At 71.7% G+C, this 24,808-nt stretch carries 23 protein-coding genes; 5 read left to right on the forward strand and 18 right to left on the reverse strand.

From position 1 onward, the window contains the following. Positions 1-2 precede the first annotated feature (2 nt). Positions 3-1,448 (reverse strand): ATP-binding protein, encoded by a 1,446-nt coding sequence (locus AFR_RS26090; RefSeq protein WP_023364167.1) that lies wholly within the window; start codon positions 1,446-1,448, stop codon positions 3-5. A 66-nt stretch (positions 1,449-1,514) separates the two neighbouring features. After that, positions 1,515-2,264, reverse strand: a complete 750-nt coding sequence (locus AFR_RS26095; protein WP_041841147.1) for a hypothetical protein — start codon at positions 2,262-2,264, stop codon at positions 1,515-1,517. 360 nt (positions 2,265-2,624) lie between these two features. Here AFR_RS26095 and AFR_RS26100 point away from each other — a divergent pair, with 360 nt between their 5' ends. After that, positions 2,625-5,594 (forward strand): BTAD domain-containing putative transcriptional regulator, encoded by a 2,970-nt coding sequence (locus AFR_RS26100; RefSeq protein WP_084298138.1) that lies wholly within the window; start codon positions 2,625-2,627, stop codon positions 5,592-5,594. Here the strand turns inward: AFR_RS26100 and AFR_RS26105 are convergent. The 14 genes from AFR_RS26105 to AFR_RS26170 all read right to left on the reverse strand — a co-directional run bounded on the left by AFR_RS26105 (position 5,579) and on the right by AFR_RS26170 (position 19,369). Then, positions 5,579-6,625 carry an MSMEG_0565 family glycosyltransferase gene (locus tag AFR_RS26105; RefSeq protein ID WP_023364173.1) on the reverse strand — a complete coding sequence of 349 codons (1,047 nt, stop codon included), beginning with the start codon at positions 6,623-6,625 and terminating at the stop codon, positions 5,579-5,581. The genes AFR_RS26100 and AFR_RS26105 overlap by 16 nt on opposite strands. Further along, on the reverse strand, positions 6,622-7,458 hold the full coding sequence (locus AFR_RS26110) for a carbon-nitrogen hydrolase family protein (protein ID WP_023364175.1): 837 nt from the start codon (positions 7,456-7,458) through the stop codon (positions 6,622-6,624). The genes AFR_RS26105 and AFR_RS26110 overlap by 4 nt, the downstream gene beginning before the upstream one ends. A gap of 3 nt (positions 7,459-7,461) precedes the next feature. Further along, positions 7,462-8,286: a carbon-nitrogen hydrolase family protein gene (locus AFR_RS26115; RefSeq protein WP_023364177.1), complete on the reverse strand. Its 825-nt coding sequence runs from the start codon at positions 8,284-8,286 to the stop codon at positions 7,462-7,464. Between the two features lie 5 nt (positions 8,287-8,291). Beyond that, positions 8,292-9,644: an MSMEG_0567/sll0787 family protein gene (locus AFR_RS26120; RefSeq protein ID WP_023364179.1), complete on the reverse strand. Its 1,353-nt coding sequence runs from the start codon at positions 9,642-9,644 to the stop codon at positions 8,292-8,294. Then, entirely contained in the window at positions 9,641-10,693 is a 1,053-nt protein-coding gene (locus AFR_RS26125; protein ID WP_023364181.1) for an MSMEG_0568 family radical SAM protein, read from the reverse strand. Before AFR_RS26125 ends, AFR_RS26120 begins: the two co-directional genes overlap by 4 nt. Next, entirely contained in the window at positions 10,693-11,205 is a 513-nt protein-coding gene (locus tag AFR_RS26130; RefSeq protein WP_023364183.1) for an MSMEG_0572/Sll0783 family nitrogen starvation response protein, read from the reverse strand. Before AFR_RS26130 ends, AFR_RS26125 begins: the two co-directional genes overlap by 1 nt. A gap of 9 nt (positions 11,206-11,214) precedes the next feature. After that, complete coding sequence (locus AFR_RS26135; protein WP_023364185.1) at positions 11,215-12,015, reverse strand: amidohydrolase family protein; 801 nt, start codon at positions 12,013-12,015, stop codon at positions 11,215-11,217. Beyond that, positions 12,012-13,334, reverse strand: coding sequence for an MSMEG_0569 family flavin-dependent oxidoreductase (locus tag AFR_RS26140; protein WP_023364188.1), 1,323 nt, complete (start codon positions 13,332-13,334; stop codon positions 12,012-12,014). Before AFR_RS26140 ends, AFR_RS26135 begins: the two co-directional genes overlap by 4 nt. Further along, positions 13,331-13,609: an MSMEG_0570 family nitrogen starvation response protein gene (locus AFR_RS26145; protein ID WP_023364190.1), complete on the reverse strand. Its 279-nt coding sequence runs from the start codon at positions 13,607-13,609 to the stop codon at positions 13,331-13,333. Before AFR_RS26145 ends, AFR_RS26140 begins: the two co-directional genes overlap by 4 nt. A gap of 138 nt (positions 13,610-13,747) precedes the next feature. Next, entirely contained in the window at positions 13,748-14,827 is a 1,080-nt protein-coding gene (locus AFR_RS26150; protein ID WP_041841148.1) for a hypothetical protein, read from the reverse strand. Between the two features lie 47 nt (positions 14,828-14,874). Further along, complete coding sequence (locus AFR_RS26155) at positions 14,875-16,014, reverse strand: cellulose-binding domain-containing protein (RefSeq protein WP_023364194.1); 1,140 nt, start codon at positions 16,012-16,014, stop codon at positions 14,875-14,877. Beyond that, a complete protein-coding gene (locus tag AFR_RS26160) occupies positions 16,008-17,351 on the reverse strand; it encodes a glycoside hydrolase family 6 protein (protein ID WP_041841149.1) in 1,344 nt (447 codons plus the stop codon). The genes AFR_RS26155 and AFR_RS26160 overlap by 7 nt, the downstream gene beginning before the upstream one ends. 150 nt (positions 17,352-17,501) lie before the next feature. Further along, a complete protein-coding gene (locus tag AFR_RS26165) occupies positions 17,502-18,182 on the reverse strand; it encodes a response regulator (protein WP_023364198.1) in 681 nt (226 codons plus the stop codon). After that, a complete protein-coding gene (locus AFR_RS26170; protein ID WP_023364201.1) occupies positions 18,179-19,369 on the reverse strand; it encodes a sensor histidine kinase in 1,191 nt (396 codons plus the stop codon). Before AFR_RS26170 ends, AFR_RS26165 begins: the two co-directional genes overlap by 4 nt. Positions 19,370-19,544: 175 nt before the next feature. Here AFR_RS26170 and AFR_RS26175 point away from each other — a divergent pair, with 175 nt between their 5' ends. The 3 genes from AFR_RS26175 to AFR_RS26185 all read left to right on the forward strand — a co-directional run bounded on the left by AFR_RS26175 (position 19,545) and on the right by AFR_RS26185 (position 23,078). After that, positions 19,545-21,719, forward strand: a complete 2,175-nt coding sequence (locus AFR_RS26175; protein WP_023364203.1) for an MMPL family transporter — start codon at positions 19,545-19,547, stop codon at positions 21,717-21,719. 69 nt (positions 21,720-21,788) lie between these two features. Then, positions 21,789-22,595 (forward strand): phosphatase PAP2 family protein, encoded by an 807-nt coding sequence (locus AFR_RS26180; RefSeq protein WP_023364205.1) that lies wholly within the window; start codon positions 21,789-21,791, stop codon positions 22,593-22,595. 63 nt (positions 22,596-22,658) lie between these two features. Further along, the gene (locus AFR_RS26185; protein ID WP_023364207.1) at positions 22,659-23,078 is read left to right on the forward strand and encodes a hypothetical protein; all 420 of its coding nucleotides are present in this window, start codon (positions 22,659-22,661) and stop codon (positions 23,076-23,078) included. A gap of 59 nt (positions 23,079-23,137) precedes the next feature. On the opposite strand, the gene AFR_RS46240 is transcribed toward AFR_RS26185, so the two are convergent. Continuing rightward, positions 23,138-23,410: a hypothetical protein gene (locus AFR_RS46240; protein WP_148308062.1), complete on the reverse strand. Its 273-nt coding sequence runs from the start codon at positions 23,408-23,410 to the stop codon at positions 23,138-23,140. Between the two features lie 245 nt (positions 23,411-23,655). Between AFR_RS46240 and AFR_RS48725 the strand changes: the two genes are divergently transcribed. Further along, complete coding sequence (locus AFR_RS48725) at positions 23,656-24,111, forward strand: MmyB family transcriptional regulator (protein ID WP_158510571.1); 456 nt, start codon at positions 23,656-23,658, stop codon at positions 24,109-24,111. Here the strand turns inward: AFR_RS48725 and AFR_RS26200 are convergent. Then, positions 24,108-24,725 carry a LysE family translocator gene (locus tag AFR_RS26200; RefSeq protein ID WP_041842739.1) on the reverse strand — a complete coding sequence of 206 codons (618 nt, stop codon included), beginning with the start codon at positions 24,723-24,725 and terminating at the stop codon, positions 24,108-24,110. The two genes, AFR_RS48725 and AFR_RS26200, sit on opposite strands and share 4 nt — an antisense overlap. Between the last annotated feature and the right edge of the window lie 83 nt (positions 24,726-24,808).

The following is a 24,808-nucleotide window of genomic DNA, read 5'->3' on the forward strand; positions in this document are numbered from 1 at the left end:
TCTCAGCGCGGCCCCAGCAGCTCTCCGATGCTGGCCTTGAGGTCTTCCTGGCTGATCGGGTCGACCAGGCCGCCCGTGCGGGCGTCCTGCATCGCCTTCGTCAGCTGGACCCGCCGCAGCGCCTCCTTGATGTCCGCGCCGGTCATGCCGTGGCTGAGGCGGCCGAGCTCCGCCAAATCGAGGTTGTCGCCGAACATCGTGAAGCCTGGCTCCTCGTGCACCGCGACCAGCTGGCCGATCATCTTGCGGAAGATCTCGGCGCGGCTGACCTCGTCCGGTTTCGGGACCGAGATCTTGACGTCGAAGCGGCCCGAGCGGATCAGGGAGTCGTCGACCCGGTGGGGGAAGTTGGTCGTGGCGACCACGATGACGTTGGGGTTGGCCTCGATGAGGTCGTTCATCTCCTGCTTGAAGATGCCGGCCACGGCGTTGATCGCCTGGCTGGCCGCGTCGCCGCCGGAGCCGGCGTAGCTGATGATCGAATCGAACTCGTCGAAGAGGATCAGGGTCGGTACGCGGTAGCGGCGGGCGTCGCGGAAGATCTGCTTGATGTTGCGTTCGGAGCCGCCGAGCCATTTGTCGAGGATCTCGGGGGTGCGGATCTCGCGGAAGTCGGCGCCGATCTCGTTGGCGAGGGCCCGGGACAGCATGGTCTTGCCGGTGCCGGGCGGGCCGTACATGAGGATGCCCTGTGGCCGGCGGGCGCCCCACCGGGCCATCGCCTCGGGGTGCCGGAACGACACCGCGATCTGGCGCAGCTCCGCGACGAGGTCGGCCAGGCCGCCGACCTGGTCGAGCGTGACGGTCTGGGTGGTCGTGGCGACCTTCGGGATGGTCTCGCGGCTGACGACGTAGGTGCGCCCGGCCAGCGCCTGCTCGCCGGCCTCCGGGCCCATGAGCTCGACCACGGCCTGCAGTGTCAGCCGGATCATCGCCTCGAGGTGCTCGGGCTGCACGTCGTCGCGGGCGACCTCGGCACGCAGCCGCACGACACCGTCCTTGTCATAGGTGACCGCCGCCTGGAGTCCGGCCGCCGCGTCGGCGAGGACCGCGGACCCCGGCTCACGCTCACTGCTCGGCCGGTCGAGACCGAGCTTCTTGTACGCGGCCACGGCAGCCGCCCCCACCCCGTCCACGATCCGCGTGGCCACCGGGTCGCCGGCCGCGATGCGCTTGGCCAGGAGCACCCCGACGGGGTCGTTGCCGAGCACCACCGCCCGGATGCGTTCCTTGTGGGGGATGTCGTCGTCGTTGGTCCGGATCTCGGCGACGAACACGTGGACCGGCCCGGTGTCGGTGTCGGCGCTGGTCACGGTCAGCTCGGCCCGGCGCACCGGCGCGGGGAACGTGGCCCGGCGCAGCAGCTCGACGGGGTTGACCCGCGCGGCGGCGAGGATGGTGGTGGCGTCGACGATCTCGACCGTGGCGCCGGCGTACTCGAAGGACATGACGGCCCCCTCTCCCGACCAAGAGTGACACGCCGCACCGACACTTTCACTCAGCGGCGACGCTGATCAGGTCAGCGAGACGATCAGGGCACCGGCAACGGCGACCCCGTAGGCGATCACGGCGAGCCACACCAGGCGGGTGCGGCGGGCCTCGTCCCAGCTGGTGAAGGTCAGCAGCCAGGCGATCGCGGGCAGCACCAGGATCCCGTGGAGGCTGACCCCGTGGACGGGCTTGAGGAACCCGAGCACCTGATAGGCACGCTGCTGGTCCCCGGCGTTCACCGCCACGACGCCGCGCGCGATCATGGCGGCGCCGGAGGCCAGCCCGATCATCAAGGTGACAAATCCGGCGCGGATCGCCAGCCGCATGCTCGGTGCGGCCCGGGCCCGGAACGCCGCCACGGCCAGCAGCCCGAGCACCACCACCAGGATCCCGCCGCCGGCGGCCAGGACCGTGGACACCCCCGAGTCGAAGGCCGTCTCGCGGTTGACGTGGGACGGCACGTGGCGCCACGCCTGCAGGGTGATCCCGCCGACCTCGACGCAGCAGTCCAGCGCGAACACCGCCAGCAGGATCCGCCGCATCCGGTCACGCAACGGCAGGTACGCCGAGACCCACACGACGGTGATCAGCGTGAGCCCGAACGACACCCCGAACGTCGCGGGCTTCCGCCACGAGACCGGACCCTCCCAGGACCCGCCACTGATGATCAGGATCGCGAGGTGGATCAGCCCGCTGCCGATGAGCGCCACCCCGACCAGCAGACAGATCCGCTCGACCGACAAGCGCGCAGGAACAGCCACCGACAACGTCATGGGCTCAGCCTCGCGGCACCCGGCGACCCGGGCATCCGTCGCGGGGCGTCCCCTGCCCTACGCCGCCGGACGTACCCGAAAGCGCCGCCGGACGTACCCGAAGGCTGGCGCCGGCGCCGTTCTCCCCCGAGGAACGGCGCCGGACCGGCGACGAGTCGAGAGTAGGCGAGGTGTCTGGAACGGATCTTGTGGTGGAGGCGAGTCTGATTCGGATTTCCTGTCGGGGGGTTGAGCTGCGAATACGTCGCCGTCCGTGACCGCCGCCCTGGAGAACCGGCAGAAACATCGGCAGAATGGGCCGCCGGCGACACGGGGGGCCGGCCGGGCTGCTCCGTCGTGCGCCGGTGGAGGCCGCTGCTCATGACACCACGGATGCCGTCGCTGGGTGCAACGCTGCGGGAGTACAGGCAGCGGGCGGGCCTGACCCAGGACGAGGCTGCCGCGGCGGCCGGGATCAGCGTGCGGACTTTGCGCGATCTCGAGCAGGACCGCAACGCACGCCCACGGCGGCGGTCGGTGGCCGCTCTCGCCGAGGTCCTGCGGATGCCGGCGGGCAGCTGGGAGCGGCAGGGCGGACCCCTGTCGATCGGAATCCTCGGCCCGCTGCTGGTGCGGCACGGTGACACCGACGTGGAACCCGCCGGTGCGCTGCCGCGGCGGCTGCTGGGGCTGCTGGCCCTGCACCACGGCGAGGCCGTCGGCCGGGACCGGATCGTGGACGTGCTGTGGCCGGAGGCCACCCCGGCGAGCAGCCAGAACCTCATGCACTCCTATGTGGCGACCGTGCGGCGGTGGCTGGAGCCGGGACGGGCCGCCGGCGCGTACAGCGTGCTGGTCCGGGCCGGTGACGGTTACCGGCTGACCGCCGGGGACGAGCTGGACCTGGCGCTCTTCCGGGCCGGGGTCAGGGCCGCACGGGAGGCCGTCGAGCGGCAGGAGCATGCCGTGGCCGACGGTCACCTCCGGACGGCGCTCGGGCTGTGGCGGGGCCGCCTGCTCGGTGACGCCGACCCGGTGCTCGGCGGTCTGGGTGCGGCCGCGGCCGTCGCGGCCGAGCGCCTCGAGGCCACCCTCCTGTACGCCGACCTCGCCGCGACCCGGGGCGAGCCGGGACGCGCCGCGGCGGCGCTGCAGGCGATCGCCGAGGACGAGCCGCTCCACGAAGGGCTGCACGTCCGGCTGATCACCACACTGGCTGCTTCCGGGGCTCAGGCGGCGGCGCTGCGGGCGTACGAGGGGATCCGGGGCCGGCTCGCCGACGAGCTGGGAGTGGATCCCACGGCCGAGCTGCGGGCGGCCTATCAGGAGGTTTTGCGGGGGCGGTCCGACGGGCGCCCGGTGCCGGCGCAGCTGCCGCCGGGCGGGCGGTATTTCACCGGCCGCGGTGGTGAGCTGGCCCGGCTGGACGCCGTGGCCGACACGCTCGACCCGGGTGGGACAGCGGTGGTGATCTCGGCGGTGACCGGTGCGGCGGGGGTCGGCAAGACGGCGCTGGCGCTGCACTGGGCGCACCGGTCCGCGGCCCGGTTCACCGACGGCCAGCTGTACGTGAACCTGCGCGGCTTCGATCCCGCCGGGCCGGCCGATCCGGCGGACGCGCTGCGCGCCCTGCTGGAGGCTCTCGGGGTCCCGGCGGGTGACCTGCCGCCGACGGTGGCCGACCGGTCGTCGCTGCTGCGCAGCCTGCTGGCCCGGCGGCGGATCCTGCTGCTGCTCGACAACGCCCGCGACGCCGAGCAGGTTCGCCCGCTGCTGCCCGGCGCCGCCGGCTGTCTCGCGCTGGTGACCAGCCGGGACAGGATGACCGGGCTGGTCGTGACGGACGGCGCCGTGCCGGTGGCGCTGGATCTGCTGAGCACCGGTGAGGCGCGGGAGCTGCTGGCCCGGCGGCTCGGCGCCGCGCGGGTCGCCGCCGACGAGGAGGCCACCCTCGAGATCATCGAGCGGTGCGGTTATCTGCCGCTGGCACTGGCCGTGGTGGCCGCACGGGCGGCGACGCAGCCCGGTCTGGAGCTGTCGGCCCTGGCCGCCGAGCTGCGGGCTGCCCGCCTCGACGCGCTCGACGGTGGTGATCTGCCCAGCGACGTCCGCGCGGTCTTCTCGTGGACGTTCGAGGCGCTGCCACCGGCGGCCCGGGACCTGTTCCCGCTGCTGGCGATCCATCCGGGTACGGATCTGTCGCTCGCGGCCGCGGCCAGCCTGGCCGGGCGGGACGAGAAGTCCACCGCCGAGGTGCTGGCCGAGCTGGTCCGGGTCAGTCTGCTGGAGGAGTCGGGGCCGGGCCGGTTCCGGCTGCACGACCTGCTGCACCACTACGCGCTGGAGCAGGCGGCCGGCACCGAGGTCCGGCAGGCGGCGTTCGAGCGGCTGGTGGACCACTACGGCCGGGCGGCGCACGCCGCGGACCGGCTGATGTTCCCGGGGCGGCAGAGCTTCGAGCTGCCCGCACCACTCGACGGGGTGTCGGTGCCGGAGCTGTCCGGGCCGGAGGACGCCGCCGCGTGGGCCGCCGCCGAGCTGCCGGTGCTGGGGCCGGTCACCCGGCTCGCCGCGGAGGCCGGCCTCGACGACCGCGCGTGGCAGCTGTCCTGGTCGGCGACGATGATGCGGCACATGCGCAACGAGTTCGCGGCGCAGGCCGAGGTCCTCACGACGGCGATCGGCTCGGCGGAGCGGCTCGGCGACCTGCGCCGGCAGGCCATCTCGCACCTGGACCTCGGCATGACGTTCAGCCACCTGCACCGGTACGACGACGCCGCGGCGGAGCTGCGCCGGGCGCTGTCGATCGCGGAGGCCGGCGGTGACAGCCGGACGCAGGGGCGCGCCTATCTGAACCTCGGCCAGGTCCTCGACCGGACGGGTGACCCGCGGGCGGCGCTGGTCGAGGCCGAGAAGGCCCTCGTGTTGTTCCGGGGCGGTGGCGACCGGATCGGCGAGGGCCACGCGCTGAACGCCGTCGGCTGGCTCGCCACGCAGATCGGCGACCATCAGCGGGGGCTGGCGGCAGCGCAGGACTCGCTCGCTCTGCACGAGGCCGCCGGGGACGCGTACGGCACGGCGGCCGCGCTCGACAGCGTGGGCTGGGCGCACTTCCACCTCGGGGAGTACGCCGAGGCCAGGGACTGTTTCAAGCGCGCCCTGCCGTTCTGCCTGGACCAGGGCGATCACCTGCTGTCGGCGGTCGTGCTGGAGCATCTGGCCGACACCGAGCACGCCGCCGGTGATCAGGCGGCGGCCCGGGACGCGCTGAACGAGGCGATCGGTCACCTCGAGGAGATCGATCCGGCGCAGGCGGCGAAGCTGCGCGAGAAGGGCTACAGCGAAGCGTAGAAGTCGGCGTGGCGCCGCGCGGCCTCGGCCCAGGTGTGCGCGGCGGCCAGCGCCCGCCCGGCCTCCCGGCGGTCCGGGTCGGGCTTCTCGATCGCGTGCCGCAACGCCTCGGCCAGCGACAGGGGCTCGGTGCCGTACCCGACGGCCGGGCCGAACACCTCACGCAGCACGGGCAGGTCGCGCACCACGACCGGGACACCGGCGGCGAGGGCCTCCATCGCGGCGAGCCCGAAGCCCTCCTTGGTGGACGGGAACGCGAACGCCGCCGCGCCGGCGACCAGACCGGGGAGCTCGTCGTGGTCGACCGGGCCCAGCACCTCGGGGACGACGCCGAGGTCGCGGGCCCGCTGCTCCCACGCCGCCCGGTAGTCGCGGTAGTCGAACAGCGTCTCGCCACCGGCCACGACCAGCCTCAACTCCGGAAGATCCCTGCGGAGCACCGCGTACGCGTCCAGCAGGTCGATCGAGCCCTTCCGGGGTTCGATGCCACCGACCGCCAGGACGTACGTGCCGTGGCGGGTGTCGGGAACGGCCGCCGCGAACCGCGCAGCCTCCACACCGTTGGGGATGACCGTGGGTGTCAGTCCCCAGCCCGCGTTGACCTCGGCTGCCACCGCCGCCGAGACGCAGATGTGCGCGTAGGGCCGCACGATCGCCCGCTCGTGACACGCAGCGAGCTCCGGTGTCGTGAACTGGTCGAGGTGGTGCACGGTCCGCACGCAGCGGTCGGTGGCGTTGGCGCTGATGCAGTCCTGCGCGTGCACGACGTCGTACCCGGACGGGTCGAAGGCCTCCCGCAGCACCGCGATCGAGCGCAGGATGCGTTCGCCGACGGTCTCGCCGGGCGCGTCCGGGAACGGCACGATCTCCAGGCGTACGGCCGGGTCGACGGCCCGGAAGAAGCCGCCGCCGCGACCGAGCGTCCACACCGTCACGTCGTGCCCGAGCGCGGCCAGCGCCTCGGCCAGGGCGAGCGTGTGCACCACACCGCCGCGTGGCCGGGTCGAGTAGCTGAGCAGGGCGATCCTCACGGCGCGGCCGTCCGGTAGGTGGCCGGGCGCAGCTCGTCGAGGTGCCGCAGGACCCGGCGGGCGGCGGCGATCTCGGCGGCCACGTCCAGCTCGGCGACGGCCAGCCCGGCCTTGGCCCAGGTACGCGCCAGGATGTTGCCCGCCGGCCCGACGACCTTCGCCTGTCCCAGGAACCGCATGCCGCCGACGGCGCCGGTCTGGTTGGACGAGACGACCACGATCTGGTTCTCGGCGGCGCGTGCACAGTCGTAGAGGTCGAACAGCCGCGACTGGCGGTCCTGGGACAGCTTCGGCGCCTGGTTGGTGATGCTGGCGGGCCAGGCCGAGAGGCACGCGACGATCTCCGCGCCGTCCAGCGCCAGGGTCCGGGCCGACTCGGGGAACGTCTTGTCGTAGTCGATGAGCATCCCGACACGTCCGACCGGGGTGTCGAACGCCGCGAACGTGTCGCCGGCCGCGTACGCGGTGACCTCGGCCGCGGGCAGGTGGACCTTGCGGTGGCGGCCCAGGACGCCGTCGCCGGTGAGGGACACGGCGGCGTTGTAGCGGTTGTCGCCGCCGGCCTCGCAGTAGCCGACGCAGACGACCATGTCCCGGGCCAGGGCGGCGATCTTGTCGAACAGCGGGTGGTCGGGCTCGAGCGCGGGCGGCAGCGCGTCGGGGTCGGGGCGGCGCAGGTCGGCGAGGTAACCGCCGAGGGCAGCGTCCGGCAGCACGAGCAGCCCGGCGCCGGCCTCGCGGGCATCGGCGACGAGCTTGCCGATGCGCCCGAGGTCGTAGTCGAGGTCGCGGCCGAAGTGGGCCGCGGCGGCGGCGATCCGGGTGACTGCCATGCGTCAGATGATGGCCGGTGCGAGCTTCGGGTACGCGTCCGGGCGCCGGTCCCGCAGGTGGCCCATCGACCGCCGGGCCGTGGTCAGAGCCTCGGTGACCGCCACGTCGGCGACGGCCATACCGGGCGCGGTGCCCGTGGTCGCGAGCACGTCGCCGCCCGGATCGACCACTTTGGCGCTGCACACGAACCGCAACGACCCGAAGGTGCCGGACTGGTTGGCCGACACCCAGACGACCTGGTTCTCCAGGGCCCGGGCCCGGTCGAAGAGGTCGAAGCGGCGGGTCCACCGGTCGTCGGCCAGATCCGCCGGTGCGTCCGTGCGGCTGCCCGGCCACGCCGACACACACACGATGATCTCGGCGCCGTCGAGGGCGAGGGACCGCGCGGACTCGGGGAACGCCTTGTCGTAACAGATCAGCAGGCCGAGCCGCCCGACCGGGGTGTCGAACGCGGCGAACTCGTCGCCGGAGTCGTAACTGGCGTTCTCCCGCAGCGGCTGGTGCACCTTGCGGTGCCGGCCGAGGATCCGGCCGCCGCCGACACAGACGACGCTGTTGAACCGCCGCTCACCGTCGGCCTCGCAGAAGCCGGCGCAGACGACCATGTCACCGGCCAGCTCGACCAGCCGTGCGATCTCCGGACCGTCGAGGCGCAGCGCCGGTGGCTGATCGGCGCCGCCGTCGAGGTGTGCGAGATAACCACCGAGTGCGGCCTCCGGCAGGGCCAGCAGCTGCACCCCGTCGGCCCGCGCGGCTCCGATCAGCTTCTCGATCCGCGCGAAGTCGCCTTCCAGATCGCGGTCGAACGCCTCCGCCACCGCCGCCATCCTGATCATGCTGTCCCCAATCCCGTGACACCAGAGTTGATCGCGTCGGTGAGTTCGCCGTCCGGCCAGCGCAAACGGACACCCTGGCCCGGCACCAGCTCGCCGCAGCCGGCGGTGACGGCGGGACGCGGGTCGGCGGCACGCTGGTCGCCGGTCGTGAGCATCGCAAAACCGGGGAAACAGCTGAGCCAGTCCCCCATCGACGCGCCTTCGGGCCGCGGCACCCGCGCGACGTCCAGCACGGCACCGCAGCCGCTCGCCTCGGCCAGCATGCCGAGTGTCCCGGCGATCCCGGCCATGGAGACGTCCTTGGCCGCCTCCGGCCGGGCCGCACCGACGTACGCCTGCAGCGCGCGCAGCTCGGCGTGGCCGCGGTGACTGGTCGAGTCCCACTGCCGCCCGTGATAGCCGGGTCGCCAGCGCCCGCCGAGGTCGGCCGTGAGCCGTACCCGGTGGCCGGGTCGTCCTCCGCCACCCGGCACCGGATGGTCCGTCCGGCCCAGCGCCGTCGCCGACAGTGACGCAGGCACACCGAGCTGGGTGTGACCACCGAGGACCGGGATCCCGTACGCGTCCGCGGCGCGCCGCAGCCCGCCCAGGATCCGCGCCGCGAACGCCGCGTCCCGGGCCCCGACGGCGTTGAGCAGCCCGACCGGCTCCGCGCCCATTGCCGCCAGGTCGTTGACGTTGACCAGCACGGCACACCAGCCCGCCCAGTCCGGGTCACGCTCCACCATGGACGGCAGGATCGCGTCACAGGCGGCGATGAGGTCACTGCCCGGCACGGGCGCGCCGTCGTCACCGGTGAATCCGGCCGGGGCCAGACCCCGGACCAGGTCACCGAGCGGGTTCTTGGTCGCGGCGGCCAGCGCGGCGAGACGGCCGATCGGCCAGCGCATGAGGAAGTGTGGTTGCCCGTTCACCGACTGCGGCCGGATCGTCTCCCAGCCGAGGCGGCGGAACATGCGCTCCCGGCGGGACTGCACGGTGGCGTCGAAGCGCAGGGCTCCGGCGTTCTCCGCGTAGGCGCAGGCTGCGCGTACCAGGGCGGGACCGATGCCCTGCGCACCGCGGACCGCGGGGTCGACGACCAGCCGGCCGCCCACCCACCAGCCGAGATCCGGTCCCGCGGCGGCGGGACCGACCCGCACGCCGCCGAGCAGCTCGCCGCCGGCGGCCCGCGCGACCAGGACCACCGTGCGCGGGTCGTCGTCGCGGTCGTCGAGATCGGTGCCCGCGAAGAGCCCCTGGTCCTCGACGAACACCCGGCGCCGCAGGCGGTGATAGTCGCGGAGATCGGCGGCCTGCTCGATCACCCAGGGAGCCGACCCCAGCAGCACCGGCACGAGGTCGGTCATCCGCCGGCCGCCTGAAGAACGCCGCAGGCACCACACGCTGCGCAGCCTGCCTTCTGGTCGGCGCCGAGCATGCCTGCCTCGCGGAGGAGGGCGGCGACGCGGGCCGAGATGTCGCGGACCAGCGAGGGTGCCGGTCCGGGGATGCCGTCGCGGCGGGCGAGAGTGCCGGTCATCGGGCGGAACGGCACCACGAACGGGTAGACGCCGCGGGCGATCAGCTTGCCGGCGCCCTCGACCAGGTCGTCCGGGTCCTCACCCAGCCCGATCAGCAGGTAGGTCGAGACCTGGTTGCGGCCGAAGACCGCGACCGCCCGGTCCCAGGCCGCCTCGTACTCGGCCATCGGCACGGAACCCTTGCCGGGCATCCATTTGCGACGGATGGTGTCGTCGAGGGCCTCCACGTGGATCCCGATCGAGGAGGCGCCCGCGGCGTGGAGGTCGTCGATGACGTCGAGGTCACCAGGAGGCTCGATCTGCACCTGGATCGGCAGGCCGGGCACTGCTTCCAGGACGGCCCGCACCGAGCGGACCAGGTTTCGGGCGCCACGGTCCGGGCCGGTCGTGGTGCCCGTGGTCATGACCATCTGCTTGACGCCGTCGAGGCGTACGGCGGCTTCCGCGACCTCGGCCAGCTGGGCCGGTGTCTTGGCCGCGATCGTCGAGCCCGACCGCAGGGACTCCTCGATGGTGCAGAAACGGCAGCGCTGCTCCTCGGCGTACCGGATGCAGGTCTGGACCACGGTGGTGGCCAGGACGTCCCGGCCGTGGAGCCGGGCGATCTGCTCGTAGCGCACGCCGTCGGCGGTGGTCAGGTCGTAGAACTGCGGTCGCCGGACGACCTGCAGCGACAGGCCGGTGTCGGTCTCGCCGAGCCAGACCTTGTCGTCGCGGATCTCGTAGGGGCTGTCGGGGTTGATCGGCAGGGCGGCGTTGGCGCCGTTGATGACCAGGTGGCCGTCGTCGCTCGGTCCGGCGCCCGCCGGGCGGCGCACGGGTGTGGCCACCCGTACGCCCCGGACCGCTAGCTCGGCGCGGAAGCCGAGCGTCATCAGAACATGTAGGTGGAGTTGATGATGGCGCCCTTGCGCGCGTAGTGGATCAACGCGTCTTGAACGTCGAGCGGGTGTGTCGGGATGACACCCTCGATCAGGTCCTCCTCGCGGGCGCCGTGCAGCGACAGCCCGAAGCGGCAGCAGTAGACCTTGCCGCCCTCGGCCATGAAGGTCTTCAGCGAGTTGTTGATGTTGTGCTCACCGGGGAACGCCGACGCACCGGTCGTGGGGAAACCACGGGTGGCCAGGCAGTTCAGCGAGCCGGGACCGTAGAAGTAGATGGCCGACTCGAAGCCCTTGCGCAGCGCCCGGGTCGCCTGGAGCACGGCCACGAAACTGACCGACGACTCGTGCGCGATGCCGTGCACGAGCGTGAAGTAGGTCTCGCCCTCCTCGGCCTTGTAGTCGGGGAAGACCTTGGTGCCACCGTAGATGCTGGATCCCTCGGCGAGCGCCGGGTGCGGGATCTCGCTCATGCTCTTCTGCTCGAGCTCGGTCAGGTCGGTCATGGCTGACTCCTATCCGTAGAGTTTCTCGAAGGTCGTGCCGAAGACCGCGGCGGACAGCTCACTGCCGCCGACGGCTGCTTGCACCCGGGCCAGCTCGCCGGCGTGGTCACCCCACGGCTCGTCGCTGGCGAAGAGCACCCGGTCGTGACCGAGCCCCCGCCGGTCGATCTCCCGGGCCAGCCAGCGCGGGGCGAACCCGATGGCCCAGGACAGGTCGGTGTAGACCTGTTTGCCGGCGGCGATCCAGTCGAAGAACCGCCCGCCGATCAGCTTGATGTGGCCGCTCATGCCCCCGCCGAAGTGCACGAGGTGCACCTTGACGTCGTCGCCGTACCGGTCGACCAGCTTGCCCACCTGGTCGATGTCGGAGGCCGCGCCCGGCGAGGTGTGCACGTGGACGACCAGGTTGTGCTCGCGGGCCGCTGCGAAGATCGGCTCGAGGCCGGGGTCGTCGACGCTGCCGCCGAGCAGGAAGCTCAGCTTCAACGCCCGGACACCGTCCTCGCCGGCCAGTTCCAGGGCTTCGGCGGTGCGTGCGGTGTCCTGCTCCCGCGCGGAAACCCAGAGCCCGCACCGGATCCGGTCGTCACGCTGCGCCGCCTCGACGACCAGCTCGTTGAAGCCGAACGCCACGTCCGGGTCGGGCACGCCGTAGTTCGGCAGGATCAGCGCGCGCTCGGTCCCCTCCGCGTCGAGATCCTTCAGCAGCTCGTCGATGGTCGCCCGGGCGGTCACGTCCGGGTTCACCGGCGGGCCGCCATAAAAGGGGTACGCGGGGAGCACACCCAGATGCCTGTGCGCGTCGTTCATGCGGCAGCCCTCGGGGTGAACCAGTCCAGATCCGGGTACGTCTCGGTGGGCGTACCGGCGAGCCAGCTGACCTCCTCGGTGACACGCTGACGGCGGGTCGCGGTGACCCGGTCGGCGAGGTACCCGGCGTCACGGGCCACCCCGGCGAACCGCCCCGACCCCCACGTCCACTGCCACGGCAGCCCCAGGAAGTAGAGCCCCGGGCAGCTGGTGACACCACGGTCGTGCGTCGGGTATCCCCGCCCGTCGAAGACCGGGACCTCGATCCAGCGGTGGTCGCGGTGGTACCCGGTGGCCCAGACGACCGCCGAGACGTCACGGACGTCGAGCTCGGCCGGCTCACCCGACGGCTCCCACACGGGAACGTAGCGGTCCTCGGCCGGCGCCTCGACACCCGCGGCGACGATGTACCGGTCGATGGCGTCCTTGATGCCCTCGGCCACCGCGTCGGCGTTGTCGAGGTTCGCGGCCAGGTCGTCCGCGAACGACACGGTCGTGTCGTCGATCGCGCGCAGTCGCCCGTACAGGCGCATCCCGGTGCGGGCAAAGGCCCGCAGGTCGATGTCGCGGCCACCGTCACGGCCGGTCATGTAGTGGTTGGCCCGCAGCCGCACCTCGTCGGCGTCGGCGAACTCGTCGATGCCCCGCGCGTAGTGGCCCATCTCGTCCAGCCAGGCCAGCGTGTCCCGGCCCCGGTAGCGCCGGGCGGCCCGCGGCGCGCTGCCGACAGCCAGGTGCACCCGCCGCCCGGCCAGATGCAGGTCCTCGGCGATCTGGCAGCCGGACTGCCCGGTGCCGACGACCAGGACAGCGCCCTCGGGCAGGCGTTCGGGACTGCGGTACTGCGACGAGTGCAGCTGGGCGACGTCGTCCGGCAACCGCTCGGCGATCCGCGGCACGGCCGGGTTGTGATAGGGCCCGGTCGCGACGACCACCTGGTCGGCGGTGCAGTTCCCGGCCGTGGTGACCAGATCAAAGACTCCTGACGGCGTACGCCGCAGCCGCGTCACCGCCACACCCTCGGCCAGCGGCGGGCCGAACGACGCGGCGTACTTCTCGAGGTACCCCACGACGTCCGCGCCGAGCATGAACCCGTCCGGGTCGTCACCGGTGTAGCCGAAGCCGGGCAGCTGACACTGCCAGTTCGGCGTCACCAGGCAGAAGGAGTCCCAGCGCCGCTCACGCCACTCGTGACCGACACGCTCCCGCTCGAAGACGACGTGATCGATGCCGCGCTGCCGCAGGTACCAGCTCATCGACAGCCCGGCCTGCCCGCCACCGATGACCACGACCGGATGGTGCGTGCCCGCGATCTTCACGACTCGATCCCCTCGACGAGGACGTCACCCGTGGGAAAACTGCGGGCATGATCGGCGATCACGGCCATCGACCGGGCGGCGTTCGCACACGGGAACCCGTACGCCGCGAGCACCCGGTCGCTGGCGATCGTGAGCGCCTCGCGGCTGCGCCGGACGAAGTCGCCGACCGGGTACAGCTCCCCGGCCCGGAAGTAGTCCTCGACCACTGTCGAGGGTGAGTAGATCCGCAACGACGGCCCGTCGGGCCAGCGCACCACCACATACCGTTCCGGCATGCAGAACACCTCCCACCTGCGCTTTCAGGAGCCAGTCAAGGCAGGAGGCGTTTCCGCGGAGTTTCATCCGGAACAACCGCGCGTTAGATACTCCTCACTTCGATCCCCTGTGTCCGGCGCATTTCCCGCGTGCTGCGCTCACCGCTCGCCGCGTTTCCGATCCTCGCGAGCGAGCGAACCGCCGGCCTCTGCAACGTCCGCCTCCGCCCGGGCGATCACCGAACCGACGACGGCTTCGTCGCGTTCCCACCAATCCGCGAAGGTCCCGAGTACCAATGTCCTGGCCAAGATCTCGTCATGCACCGACAGGCCCGGATCCGGAACGACCTCCCCCAGCGCGGCACGCACCATGAACTCGGTGGCCATCAAGTTCAGGGCGGGATAGAACGCGGCCTGCGCCGCCGCGGCCAGGTCACTGATCTCCCGCAGGTGAACGGAAGGACTGAAGTGGCGTCGGACAGCAACGACAAATGTCGCCCTGGTGAGGATCGTGGCGTCGTCCGTGCCCAAATCCTTGAGAACGGACGACAGATGCCTGCGTTCCTCGCTCTTGCGCAGCATGGCGGCACGGATGAACCGGCCGGCCAGCGTCGAGGGCACAGCGTTCCTGGTGCCACGGCGAGAGCGGCGGGGAGCCGGTATGCCATCGGCCTCCGGTGACGGTACGAGGTCGTCGCTGCTCAGGTACGGCTTTCTGGTGCGCCGGTGCATCACATCGGGCAGAACCGGTGCATCCGGAGGCCCTTCCGGAGGCACACCGAAGGCACGGCGATCCACCTCGAGCTGCTTCTCGACCGCGGCCAGAAGCCCGTCGGCCTGCTCGTCGTCGAGATCGAGGTCGTCGACTAGGGCAAACAGAAGCGCGTACATGATGTCGCCGGCCTCGGCGGGCTCGACGGATCTGAAGAGCAGGTCTTCGCCCAGGACGCCTCGCAGCACTGCCTCGACACTCGCCGCGGGGAACACGTCGTCTCCGCGGCGGGCGAGGAACTTCCGGACGAAGACGGTGATCAGACGAAGATCGCCGCGCCCGAACCGCCGCACCGCCGCCAGTACCAGGGCGGTCGGCATGACCTCGGCCCAGAGGGAACCTTCACCATCGTCGAGGGCGTGCAGCCGACGCCAGGTCTCCTCGTCACCGCGCAGCTCGGCGCTCAGGGTGCGGGCTTCGAGCGACTGCAGAGGAACCATCGGGTCATTGTCGACCAGTGACGACAAAGAAGCGGCGGTGCCGTTGTGGCACCGCCGCTTCTCGATGCGGTGGATCAGCAGCCGACGCGGGCCGTTCCGACAGCCACGTCGTCGTACCAGAGGGCGTCGGCGCCCTCGCCGTAGCTTTCCCAGCCGAGTTTGAGGTCGGACAGGGCGGGACGGTACGTGCGGTTGAGCCACTGGCCGTCGATGTCGTGCGTCGGCACACCGTCCTGGAGCAGGCCCGGCACCGACGTACCGTTCAGCCAGGTCTCCATCGTGCCGTTGCTGCCGTCGACCTTGAACTCGACGCAGTTCCACTGACCGACCGGAAGCGGCGCCGACAACGCCACGCCCGCCGGGCTCTGCTCGGGCAGGGTCGCGTCGTCCGAGGCGCGGTTCCATTGCAGGGCGCCGTTCTGGCCGCCGAAGCGCAGGTCCCGGTTGCCGTCGTTCACGTCGCGCAGGGCGACCATGGTGATGTGCGACGCGGGCAGGGCGGTGGTGTGGCGCACCCAGTAGCGCACGAACAACGCCGAAGCCCCCGCGGGCAGCAATGCGGTGTTGCGGACGAAGACGTGGTTGCAATAACCAGCCGCGCCGTCGACGCGCAAGGACGTGCTGCCGCTGTGCGTGACCGCGGTGTCGTACGCCGTCTTGCCGGCTCCGGAACAGTCCGGTGTCGTGACGGTCCAGTCGGCCTGCGTCCCCTCGAAGCCGTCACACCGGGCGCCCGCCCCGCAGCCCACCGGCGTGGGCGGCGGGGAGGTGGGCGGAACAGAAGTCGGCGGGACCGACGTTGGCGGGACCGAGGTCGGCGGCGCCTCGCCGTTGCACCGGACGCCGTTCAGCGCGAACGTCGCCGGTGCCGTGTTGGTGCCCGAGTACGACGCCTGGAAGCCGAACGACGCCGACGCACCCGTACCCAGACTCGGGTTGTACGACGGCGCGGTTGCCGTCACCGCACTGCCGGACTGGGTGACTTGCGCGTTCCAGCCGTTGCTGACCTGCTGGTTGCCCGGGAAGCTCCAGGTGACCACCCAGCCGGAGACGGGCGCGCCGTTGTTGGTCACCTTCACGTCCGCGGTGAAGCCGGTGCTCCACTGGTTCGCCGTGTAGGTGACGTCGCAGGCGGTGGCGGCAGCGGCCGGGGTCACGGCGACGAGCACCGCGCCGATCAGCAGCGCGCCGGCCGCCGCCAGCTTGATCAGCACGCGACACCGTTCAGCGTGAAGGCCGTGGGATTGGCCGGGGCGGCACCGCTGAAGCTGGCCTGGAAGCCCGTGCCGGTGCTGGCACCGGTGGCGAGGTTGCCGTTCCAGGAGGCGTTGCGCACGGTGAGGGTGCTGCCGGACTGTGACCACGTGCCGCTCCAGCCGCTGGCCAGGGTCACGTTCGACGGCACGGTGAAGGTGAGCGTCCAGGCGGTCAGCGCCGGGCCGTTGTTGGTGATCCGCACGTCGGCGGTGAACCCGTTCGACCACGCGTTGGCGGAGTAGCTGACCGAGCAGGCGGCACCGGTGGGCGGCGGGGTCGTCGGCGGCGGGGTCGTGGCCGGCGGCGTGGACGGCGGCGGCGTGGTGGGGCCGGACGGCGGCGGCGTCACCGGGCCCGCCGCGATCGCCAGGTCGTAGGCGCGCTGCGGCACGAACTGCCCGGCGCCGGCGATGCAGCCGTCGGCCTCACCCGGCAGCTTGATCCACAGGTACGCGTCCAGGATCGGGTCGGACACGGCGTTCGTGCTGGGGATGCCGATCGCGCGGCCCGCCGGGTCGCACCACTCGCTGCCCGCGGGACCGTTGCCGTTGCGGCTCGTGTCGATGACACCCTTGAGGCGGCTGACACCGGTCGCAGCGATGACGTTCTTGATGTACGGGATCGACTCCGCGTTGGTGCGGTAGTTCGACACGTTCACCGAGATGCCGTCGGCGCTGTTGGCGATGTCCGCGCGAACCAGCCGCGCAGCCATCTCCGACGGGGTCAGCCAGGCCGAGTGACCGGCGTCGAAGTAGACCCTGGCGGCACTCGAGGCGGCCTTGAACTTCTTGCCCGCGTACGCCATCGAGGCGTACACCTCGGCCTGCTGCGCCGCGGTCTGGCAGCTGGTCATCAGAGGCAGCACGTCGGGCTCGAGGATGATCGCGGCCGCCCGGCCCTTCAGCCCGGCGGCGACCTGGTCCACCCACTGCCGGTACGCGGTGTGGTTGGCCAGACCGCCGGAGCTGGCGCCGCTGCAGTCGCGGTTGGGGATGTTGTAGACGACCATGATCGGCGTCTTGCCGAGGGCGGCGGCCGCACCGACGTACGCGTCGACCTCGGCAGCGACCGTCGCGGTGTTGTTCGCGGTGAACCAGCGGCCCTGGGGAACGCTGGCCACCCGGTCGCGGATCACGGCAGCACGCGAGTCACCGGGGTTCGCGGCAACCCACCTGGCCGCGCTGGTCTGCGGGTCGACGTAGTAGGGGGACTCGGCAGCGGAGGCTGTTCCGGGCCAGAGCACGGCGGTGGTGGCGACCACCACGCCGGCAGTGGCGAGGCTTCTCAAGCGCATTCGACAACTCCTGGGGACGGGCAGGGGACGTGGGAGCGCTCCCATGCATTGACCACGGTAGTTGTAACACGGGCGAAATCTCAAGGCCGTCAGGCAGTTACGAAACTTGCGAGGACCCTGCTGCCAGGGCCGTGTGCACAGCCGAGACGGTCACACTGCCGGCAGCTGCTCGCCCGGGCGGACCAGCCCGCTCCGGTACGCCAGCACCACCAGTTGCGCCCGGTCCCGCACGTTGAGTTTGGTCATCGCGCGGTTCACGTGGGTCTTGGCGGTCAGCGGTGACACGTAGAGGCGTTCGGCGATGTCGTCGTTGGACAGTCCGTGGGCGACCAGCACCAGGATCTCGCGTTCGCGTTCGGTGAGGCCGTCGAGGCTCACCGGCTCCGCCGTTGCGGTCTCGGGGCGGCTCAGGAACCGGCTGACCAGCCCACGGGTGGCTTTCGGGGAGAGCAGCGCCTCACCGCCGGCCACGACGCGAATGGCGTGCAGCAGGTCGGCCGGGGCGACGCCCTTGCCCAGGAAACCGCTGGCACCGGCCTGCAGCGCGAGCACCACGTTGTCGTCGTTCTCGAAGGTGGTGAGCACCAGGACGCGCACCCCGGCCAGGTTGTCGTCGGCGCCGATACGACGGGTGGCCTCGAGGCCGTCCATGTGCGGCATGCGGATGTCCATCAGGATCACGTCGGCGCGGGTCCTGCGGGCCAGGTCGACCGCCTGCCGGCCGTCGGTGGCCTCGCCCACCACCTCGAACTCCGGCTCCGAGTCGATGATCATCTTGAAGCCGGCCCGGATCAGCATCTGGTCGTCGGCCAGCAGCACGCGGATGGTCACCGGTAGCAGCCCTTCGAGGTTGCTTCCTCGGTGGGCAGCACGGCGTGCACGCGGAACCGCCCGTCGCCGAGCGGGTCGGCGGTCACGGTGCCGCCGGCTGCCGTGGCCCGCTCCCGCATGCCGATCAGGCCGTACCCGGTGCCCGCGACCGCGTCACCGTCGCGGATCTCGTTGGTCACCTCGAGGATGACGCCGCTGGGGGCGTACTCGACGAGCAGGGTGGCGCGCCCGTCGCCGTACCGGTGGGCGTTGGTCAGGGCCTCCTGGGCGATCCTGTACGCGGCCAGATCGACCAGCGCCGGGAGCTCGCGAGGGGCACCGCGGCGCTGGTGGCGTACCGAAAAACCGGCTGCCTGCAGGGCGCCGACCAGGTCGGGGAGCCGGGCCAGGCCGGGGGCCGGCTCGGTGGTGGGCACGTCGTCGGAGTTGCGCAGGACGCCGACCACCGACTGGATCTCCCTGAGCACGGTCTCGGAGGCGTCGCGGATGTGCGCGAGCACGGGGCCGACCTGGTCCGGGCGGCGTTCCAGCACGTGGGTGGCCGCGCCGGCCTGCACGCTGATCACCGCGATGTGGTGGGCGACGACGTCGTGCAGCTCGCGGGCGATCCGCAGGCGCTCGTCGATGACCCGGCGGTGGGCCTCCTCCTCGCGGGTCTGCTCGGCCCGCCGGGCCCGCTCCTCGACCTCGGCGACATAGGCGCGGTGGGTCCGCGCGGCGTCACCCACGGCCGCGGCCATGAAGATCCACGCGAAGACGCCGAGGACGTCCGGGCGCCACCAGGTGCCCCCGGAGACGACCACCGCGGCGCCGTAGACGACGGTCGCCGCGGCCAGCGCGCAGAACCAGCTGCTGCTGCGGCGGTCGGTGTGCGCGGCGATGGAATAGGTGATCACACCCAGGACCACGATCAGACCGGGGTTGCTGACACCTTTCACCACCGCGACCGTGGAGGCGATCGTGGCCACCCCGAGGGCGATCTTGGAATGTGAGCGCCGCAGCAGCACCGCGAGGAAGGCGACGCCGACGACCACCATGTCACGGGCCGTCACCGGCTCGCCGGACCTGAAGACCGTCGACTTCAGCACGGCGGCGGCGAGCACCAGCGCGACCAGGACGTCGACCAGCAGCGGATGCCATGCGGTCAGCCGCCACTGCCTCATCTGAAGAACGCCGATCTGTGCCATCACACGTGACCGTACGCGGCAGCACCCCACCGGGTCGTCGTCTCCTCGTAGTACACGGCCCGGCCGGGAAATACCGCGCTGATGGTATGCGGGTGTCTACGCCGGGACGACGCGCCGGAGCGCCGTTCTGACGATCGTTTCAAGGGTCAGCCAAACACCGACCCGGGAGCATCCGATGGCCACCTACCTGTACCGGCTCGGCCGGTTCAGTTTCCGCCGGCGCAAACTGATCCTTGCGCTCTGGCTGGCCGCGCTGGCCTTACTGGGCGTCGGCGCGGCCACACTGTCGGGGCCCACGTCCGACACGTTCTCCATCCCGGGCACCGAGGCCCAGGAAGCGATGGACCTGCTCAGCGAGCGCTTCCCCGGCACTGCCGCCGACGGCGCCCAGGCCCGCGTCGTCTTCGCCGCCCCGTCCGGTGAAAAGCTCACGGACGAGGCCAACAAGGCCGCGATCGCCCAGACGGTTGCACAGCTCAAGACCGGGCCCGACGTGGCCGCGGTCAGCGATCCGCTGCAGGGCACGATCAACCAGGCCGGCACCGTCGCGTACGCCCAGGTCTCGTTCAAGGTCGCGGCGGTCGCACTGACCGAGAGCGACCGGGAGGCGCTGACCGCCGCCGCCGACACCGGCCGCGAGAGCGGGCTCGCCATCGAGATGGGCGGTGACGCGCTGGAGGAGCAGGGCGGACCGGGCAACTCCGAGATCCTCGGCATCCTGGTCGCCGCGGTGGTGCTCGTCATCACCTTCGGCTCGCTGCTGGCCGCCGGTCTGCCGCTGCTGACCGCGATCCTCGGTGTCGCCGCCGCCGTGCTGGGGATCCAGATCGCGTCCGGTTTTGTCGACCTCGGCAGCAGCACCTCGACGCTCGCGCTGATGCTCGGCATCGCCGTGGCGATCGACTATGCGCTCTTCATCGTCTCGCGCTACCGCCATGAGATCGTCGGTGGCCGTAACTACGAGGAGGCCGCCGCCCGGGCGGTCGGCACAGCCGGTTCCGCCGTCACCTTCGCCGGCCTGACGGTGATCATCGCGCTCGCGGCGCTGGCCGTGGTCAACATCCCGTTCCTCACCCAGATGGGTCTCGCGGCTGCGTTCGCCGTGGTCATCGCTGTGCTGATCGCGCTGACACTGCTGCCCGCCCTGCTCGGCTTCTCCGGCAAGAAGATCATGGGTCGCCGCAAGGAAACCGTCTCCACCAAGCCCGCTGCCGGTCTGCGCTGGGCGCGATTTGTCACCCGGCGCCCCGTGGCCGTCCTGGTCGTCGCCGTCCTCGGTCTCCTGGTGCTGGCGATCCCCGCCCTCGACATGCGGCTCGGCCTGCCGGGCGACAACCTCGCGAGCCCGGAGACGACCCAGCGCAAGGCGTACGACATGCTCACCGACGGCTTCGGGCCCGGCTTCAACGGGCCGTTGACCGTGGTCGTCGACGCGGCCGGCAGCCCCGACCCGAAGCAGGCCGCCACCGAGGCCGCCACCGTGATCAAGGGCCTGCCCGGTGTCGTGACGGTCAGCCCGCCCGCCTTCAACCCGGCCGGGAACACCGCGATCCTGCAGGTCATCCCGGCCAGCGCCCCGGACAGCGCGGCGACCGAGACGCTGGTGCACACCATCCGCGACCAGGACAGCTCGCTGCACCTCTCGGTCACGGGCCTCACGGCGGTGAACATCGACATGTCCGCGAAGATGGGTGCGGCGCTGCTGCCGTACCTGGCGGTGATCGTGGCTCTGGCTTTCCTGCTGCTGATGCTGCTGTTCCGGTCGGTGCTGGTGCCGCTGAAGGCGATCGGCGGCTTCCTGCTCTCGGTGGTGGCCACCTTCGGAGCCGTCGTCGCGGTCTTCCAGTGGGGCTGGTTCGGCTCGCTGCTCGGCGTCGAGCAGGCCGGACCGATCATCAGCATGCTGCCGATCTTCCTCATCGGCATCGTCTTCGGCCTGGCCATGGACTACGAGGTCTTCCTGGTCAGCCGGATGCGCGAGGAACACGTCCACGGCGCCGAACCCACCCAGGCGGTGGTCAACGGCTTCGCCCACGGCGCCCGCGTCGTGACCGCCGCGGCGATCATCATGGTCAGCGTTTTTGCCGGCTTCATCCTCTCGCCGGAGTCGCTGATCAAGTCGATCGGCTTCGCACTGGCGGCGGCCATCCTCTTCGACGCCTTCGTGGTCCGCATGACGATCGTCCCGGCGGTGATGACCCTGCTCGGCCGCCGCGCCTGGTGGCTGCCCGCCTGGCTCGACCGGATCCTGCCGGACATCGACGTCGAAGGCGACAAACTCCGCGAGATCCCGGCCGATCCTGAGGAACCCGCACACCAACCCTCGGATCTGGTGTCCGCCGGTCGATGAGAAAGGCCCGGGCCGCCGCCCCCCGTCGGCGGCCCGGGCCCCTTTTTTTGGTGAACAGAGGTGACCCCCGTGAGCGTGGCCTCCGAGGAGCGTCCGGCGCCGCTGCGCGAACTGGCGCTGATCGCCGCGCTGTGGGTGGCGTACAGCCTGGGCCGGCTGGTGGCGGACGGGCGTGTCGACGAGGCGCTCGTCAACGCGGACCGGGTGTGGGAGATCGAACGCCTGCTGCGGTTCCCCGGCGAGACCGGACTGCAGCACCTGATCCTCCGGGCCGGCGACCTCGTCCAGGTCGCGAACAGCTACTACGCGTACGTGCACTTCCCGGCCACGATCGGCTTCCTGCTGTGGGTGTACCTGCGCCGCCCGGGCCACTACCGGGCGGTCCGCACGACCCTGGCCCTGCTCACCGGCGCCGCACTGGTGGTGCACCTGATGTTCCCGCTGGCGCCGCCCCGGATGCTCGCGGAGACCGGCCTGGTCGACACCGGCCACCTCTTCGGCCCCAGCGTCTACGGCACCCCCGGCACCGACGACCTCACCAACCAGTACGCGGCCATGCCGTCCCTGCACGTCGGCTGGGCCCTGCTGGTGGCGATCACCCTGATCAGGCTGACCAGTGGTCGCCGGCGGTGGCTCTGGCTGGCCCACCCGCTGCTCACGCTGCTCGTCGTCGTCGGCACCGCCAACCACTACTGGCTCGACGCGATCGTGGTGTCGGTCCTGCTCGCGGCCATCCTGCGCCTCACGACCACCGCGGAACGCCGGCCCGCTCCCCCACCGGTCCCGCACCCGCGCCGGATCCGCGGCGGCGGACCCGGCCGCCGCCCCCGCCGCGGCTCCCGCCCGAGAACCACCCGCGTCCCCGGACGCCCTTGACCGGCGTCCCGCGGGTGACGACCGTGGGATGATGACGCCGACCGAGCCGGGCGGAGAAGCGTGATGACGAGTGCCGAACTGTGGCGTCTGCGCCGGAGCGCGGCACTGCACAGCCTGGCGGTCGTGACCTTCACCCTGCTCGCCCTGTCCGGCGCGAGCGCCGCGGCCCTGGGCCTCTACGGGCTGGCAGTGCCGTTGATCGTCACCGGCAGTGCCGGAGCCGCCGGCGCGGCGGTCATCACCATGGCCGTGTGGCGCTGGCAGGGCATCGAGCCCGGCACCGCCGTCCCTGCCGGTGTCACAGCGCAACGGACCACCCGCCTCGTGATGGCCACGGCCGCCGTCGCGGTCGTGATCTCCGGGGTGCTGCTGGCGCCGCAGGGTGTCGACCGCGGTTTTGTCATCTGGGTGGCGGCTCTGCTGGCCGCCGCACTGGCGTCGTTCGCGCTGCTCGCAGGCGAACGACCGCGCACCGCGGAATGACCCGGACCCGGTACCACAACGGCAGCGCTTGTCACAAAACATCACCCGCCATTGGCGGCCTACGAGCCCCATCGCCCGCTTGACCAACGTCCCCAGGCAACACAGCTAGCCGCACAGAACGTCGCGTTGGCGCCGAGGCAGCGACTGAACGGGCCGATCCTCATGGCGCGCGTGTCGGCGCGGCTGCGGGCACAGGCAATCGAGCCCAGCACGTAGTCCGGGATGAAATTGATCTCGATGTCGTTGCCGCTGGGCGCCCACTGCGAGCGCCACGGCTCGAGGTGGGTGGGCAGCCCGGAGCGGCTGAAGCCCATGGGATGGTTGGCGATCACCAGTTTGTCGCTGTCTCCGGCGGCCGGGATGAACCAGCCCTCCAGCGGTACTCCGTACGCCGACGGGAAGGTGATTTCCTCGAGCTAGGAGCGTTCCTCAAGTCCCGGCGTGACGGCATCGGTCCGGCCTCGTCCCACTGCTCACCGACCTGCACGAACCCGAACCCGAGGTCGGGCTGACCGCCGGTCCGCGGCGCAGGGTCGCCGGTCTGCGCCGCGACGAGGTCGCGCGGCTTGCGATCGAGTTGAACGGCCCGGCACCGGACCCCGCCGACATCACCGCCAGCTTCGTGTACCGCTGGTTAACCGATTCCGGCATACGCGCCCAATTTCCTGCCGAGGACCATGACGCGGAGGCACACACCCTGGTCGCCGACCTGCGCGCCGGCGTCACCCGTCGGGACCCGGCGGATCCGGACGCCATCCGGCTCATCGACGAGCTCACCACTCGCAGCCCGTGGTTCGGTCAGTTGTGGGACCGGCATGAGGTGGCCGTTCGCCGCCACGAGTTCAAGCGGCTGCTGCACCCCCCGCCTCGGCTTGATCGTCTACAACTGCCATGCACTGCTCAGCGAGGACACTACGCAGCGCCTGATCTGGTACAGCCCCCACTTCTTCGGACCCCGGACCGTCCGGCGTTGACGGCCTGGCACACCCTGACCTCGTCACCCGTCGAGCCTGACGACCAGGCCGGCGCCTAGCGGGCGAGGGCCAGGCGGGCGCCGAGGCCGAGGAGGGCCGCGCCGCTGAGGCCGTCGATCGTGCGGCGGACGCGGGAACGTGCGAAGAGGCGCCGGAACGCGGCCACCAGGTTGGCGACCGTGAAGAACCACACCAGGGTCACGGCCACTGCCAGCAACGACAGGGTCAGCGTGTCGACCGCGGTGGGGTGTGCGGGCAGGAACTGCGGCAGCAGGGCCAGGAAGAACACTGCGGCCTTCGGGTTCAGCGCGTTGCACAGCAGCCCGTCGCGGAAGGCGCCGCCGGTGGTGCCCGGGGCGACCGCGAGGCCGTCCGGGGCGGGGCGGAACGCGGCCAGTAACGCCCGGATGCCCAGGTAGGCGAGGTACGCCGCACCCGCGTACCGGATGGTGGTGAGCACGACCGGGACCGTGGCGACCAGGGCGGCCACCCCGGCGGCCGCGGCGACGGCCCAGAGGAACACCCCGGTGGCGATGCCGGCGGCTGCGGCCATGCCCTCGGTCCGGCCGCGGAGGGCGGACCGGCGCACGACCACCGCGAAGTCGGGCCCGGGTGACATCGCCCCGAGACTCACCACACCGCAGAACGCCACCAGCTGGGTCACCGTCGTCATGATCACACCGTACGACCGGACGGGTGACGTGCGCCGCCCGGCGGCACCGCGGTCCGACGGCATTCCGGGGGACCGGGCATCAT

Origin of the sequence: Amorphoplanes friuliensis DSM 7358 (assembly GCF_000494755.1) — a bacterium.
GTDB classification, from domain to species: Bacteria; Actinomycetota; Actinomycetes; order Mycobacteriales; family Micromonosporaceae; genus Actinoplanes; species Actinoplanes friuliensis.

Bases quoted from the DNA above. Each gene is read 5' to 3' on its own strand.
- AFR_RS26115 (WP_023364177.1), bottom strand. From the start codon at position 8,286: ATGGCGGCGGTGGCGGAGGCGTTCGACCGCGATCTGGAAGGCGACTTC.
- AFR_RS26175 (WP_023364203.1), top strand. From the start codon at position 19,545: ATGGCCACCTACCTGTACCGGCTCGGCCGGTTCAGTTTCCGCCGGCGC.
- AFR_RS26090 (WP_023364167.1), bottom strand. From the start codon at position 1,448: ATGTCCTTCGAGTACGCCGGCGCCACGGTCGAGATCGTCGACGCCACC.
- AFR_RS26185 (WP_023364207.1), top strand. From the start codon at position 22,659: ATGACGAGTGCCGAACTGTGGCGTCTGCGCCGGAGCGCGGCACTGCAC.
- AFR_RS26130 (WP_023364183.1), bottom strand. From the start codon at position 11,205: ATGACCGACCTGACCGAGCTCGAGCAGAAGAGCATGAGCGAGATCCCG.
- AFR_RS26145 (WP_023364190.1), bottom strand. From the start codon at position 13,609: ATGCCGGAACGGTATGTGGTGGTGCGCTGGCCCGACGGGCCGTCGTTG.
- AFR_RS26110 (WP_023364175.1), bottom strand. From the start codon at position 7,458: ATGGCAGTCACCCGGATCGCCGCCGCCGCGGCCCACTTCGGCCGCGAC.
- AFR_RS26125 (WP_023364181.1), bottom strand. From the start codon at position 10,693: ATGACGCTCGGCTTCCGCGCCGAGCTAGCGGTCCGGGGCGTACGGGTG.
- AFR_RS26120 (WP_023364179.1), bottom strand. From the start codon at position 9,644: ATGACCGACCTCGTGCCGGTGCTGCTGGGGTCGGCTCCCTGGGTGATC.
- AFR_RS26160 (WP_041841149.1), bottom strand. From the start codon at position 17,351: ATGCGCTTGAGAAGCCTCGCCACTGCCGGCGTGGTGGTCGCCACCACC.
- AFR_RS26095 (WP_041841147.1), bottom strand. From the start codon at position 2,264: ATGACGTTGTCGGTGGCTGTTCCTGCGCGCTTGTCGGTCGAGCGGATC.
- AFR_RS26100 (WP_084298138.1), top strand. From the start codon at position 2,625: ATGACACCACGGATGCCGTCGCTGGGTGCAACGCTGCGGGAGTACAGG.
- AFR_RS26170 (WP_023364201.1), bottom strand. From the start codon at position 19,369: ATGGCACAGATCGGCGTTCTTCAGATGAGGCAGTGGCGGCTGACCGCA.
- AFR_RS26135 (WP_023364185.1), bottom strand. From the start codon at position 12,015: ATGAACGACGCGCACAGGCATCTGGGTGTGCTCCCCGCGTACCCCTTT.
- AFR_RS26200 (WP_041842739.1), bottom strand. From the start codon at position 24,725: ATGACGACGGTGACCCAGCTGGTGGCGTTCTGCGGTGTGGTGAGTCTC.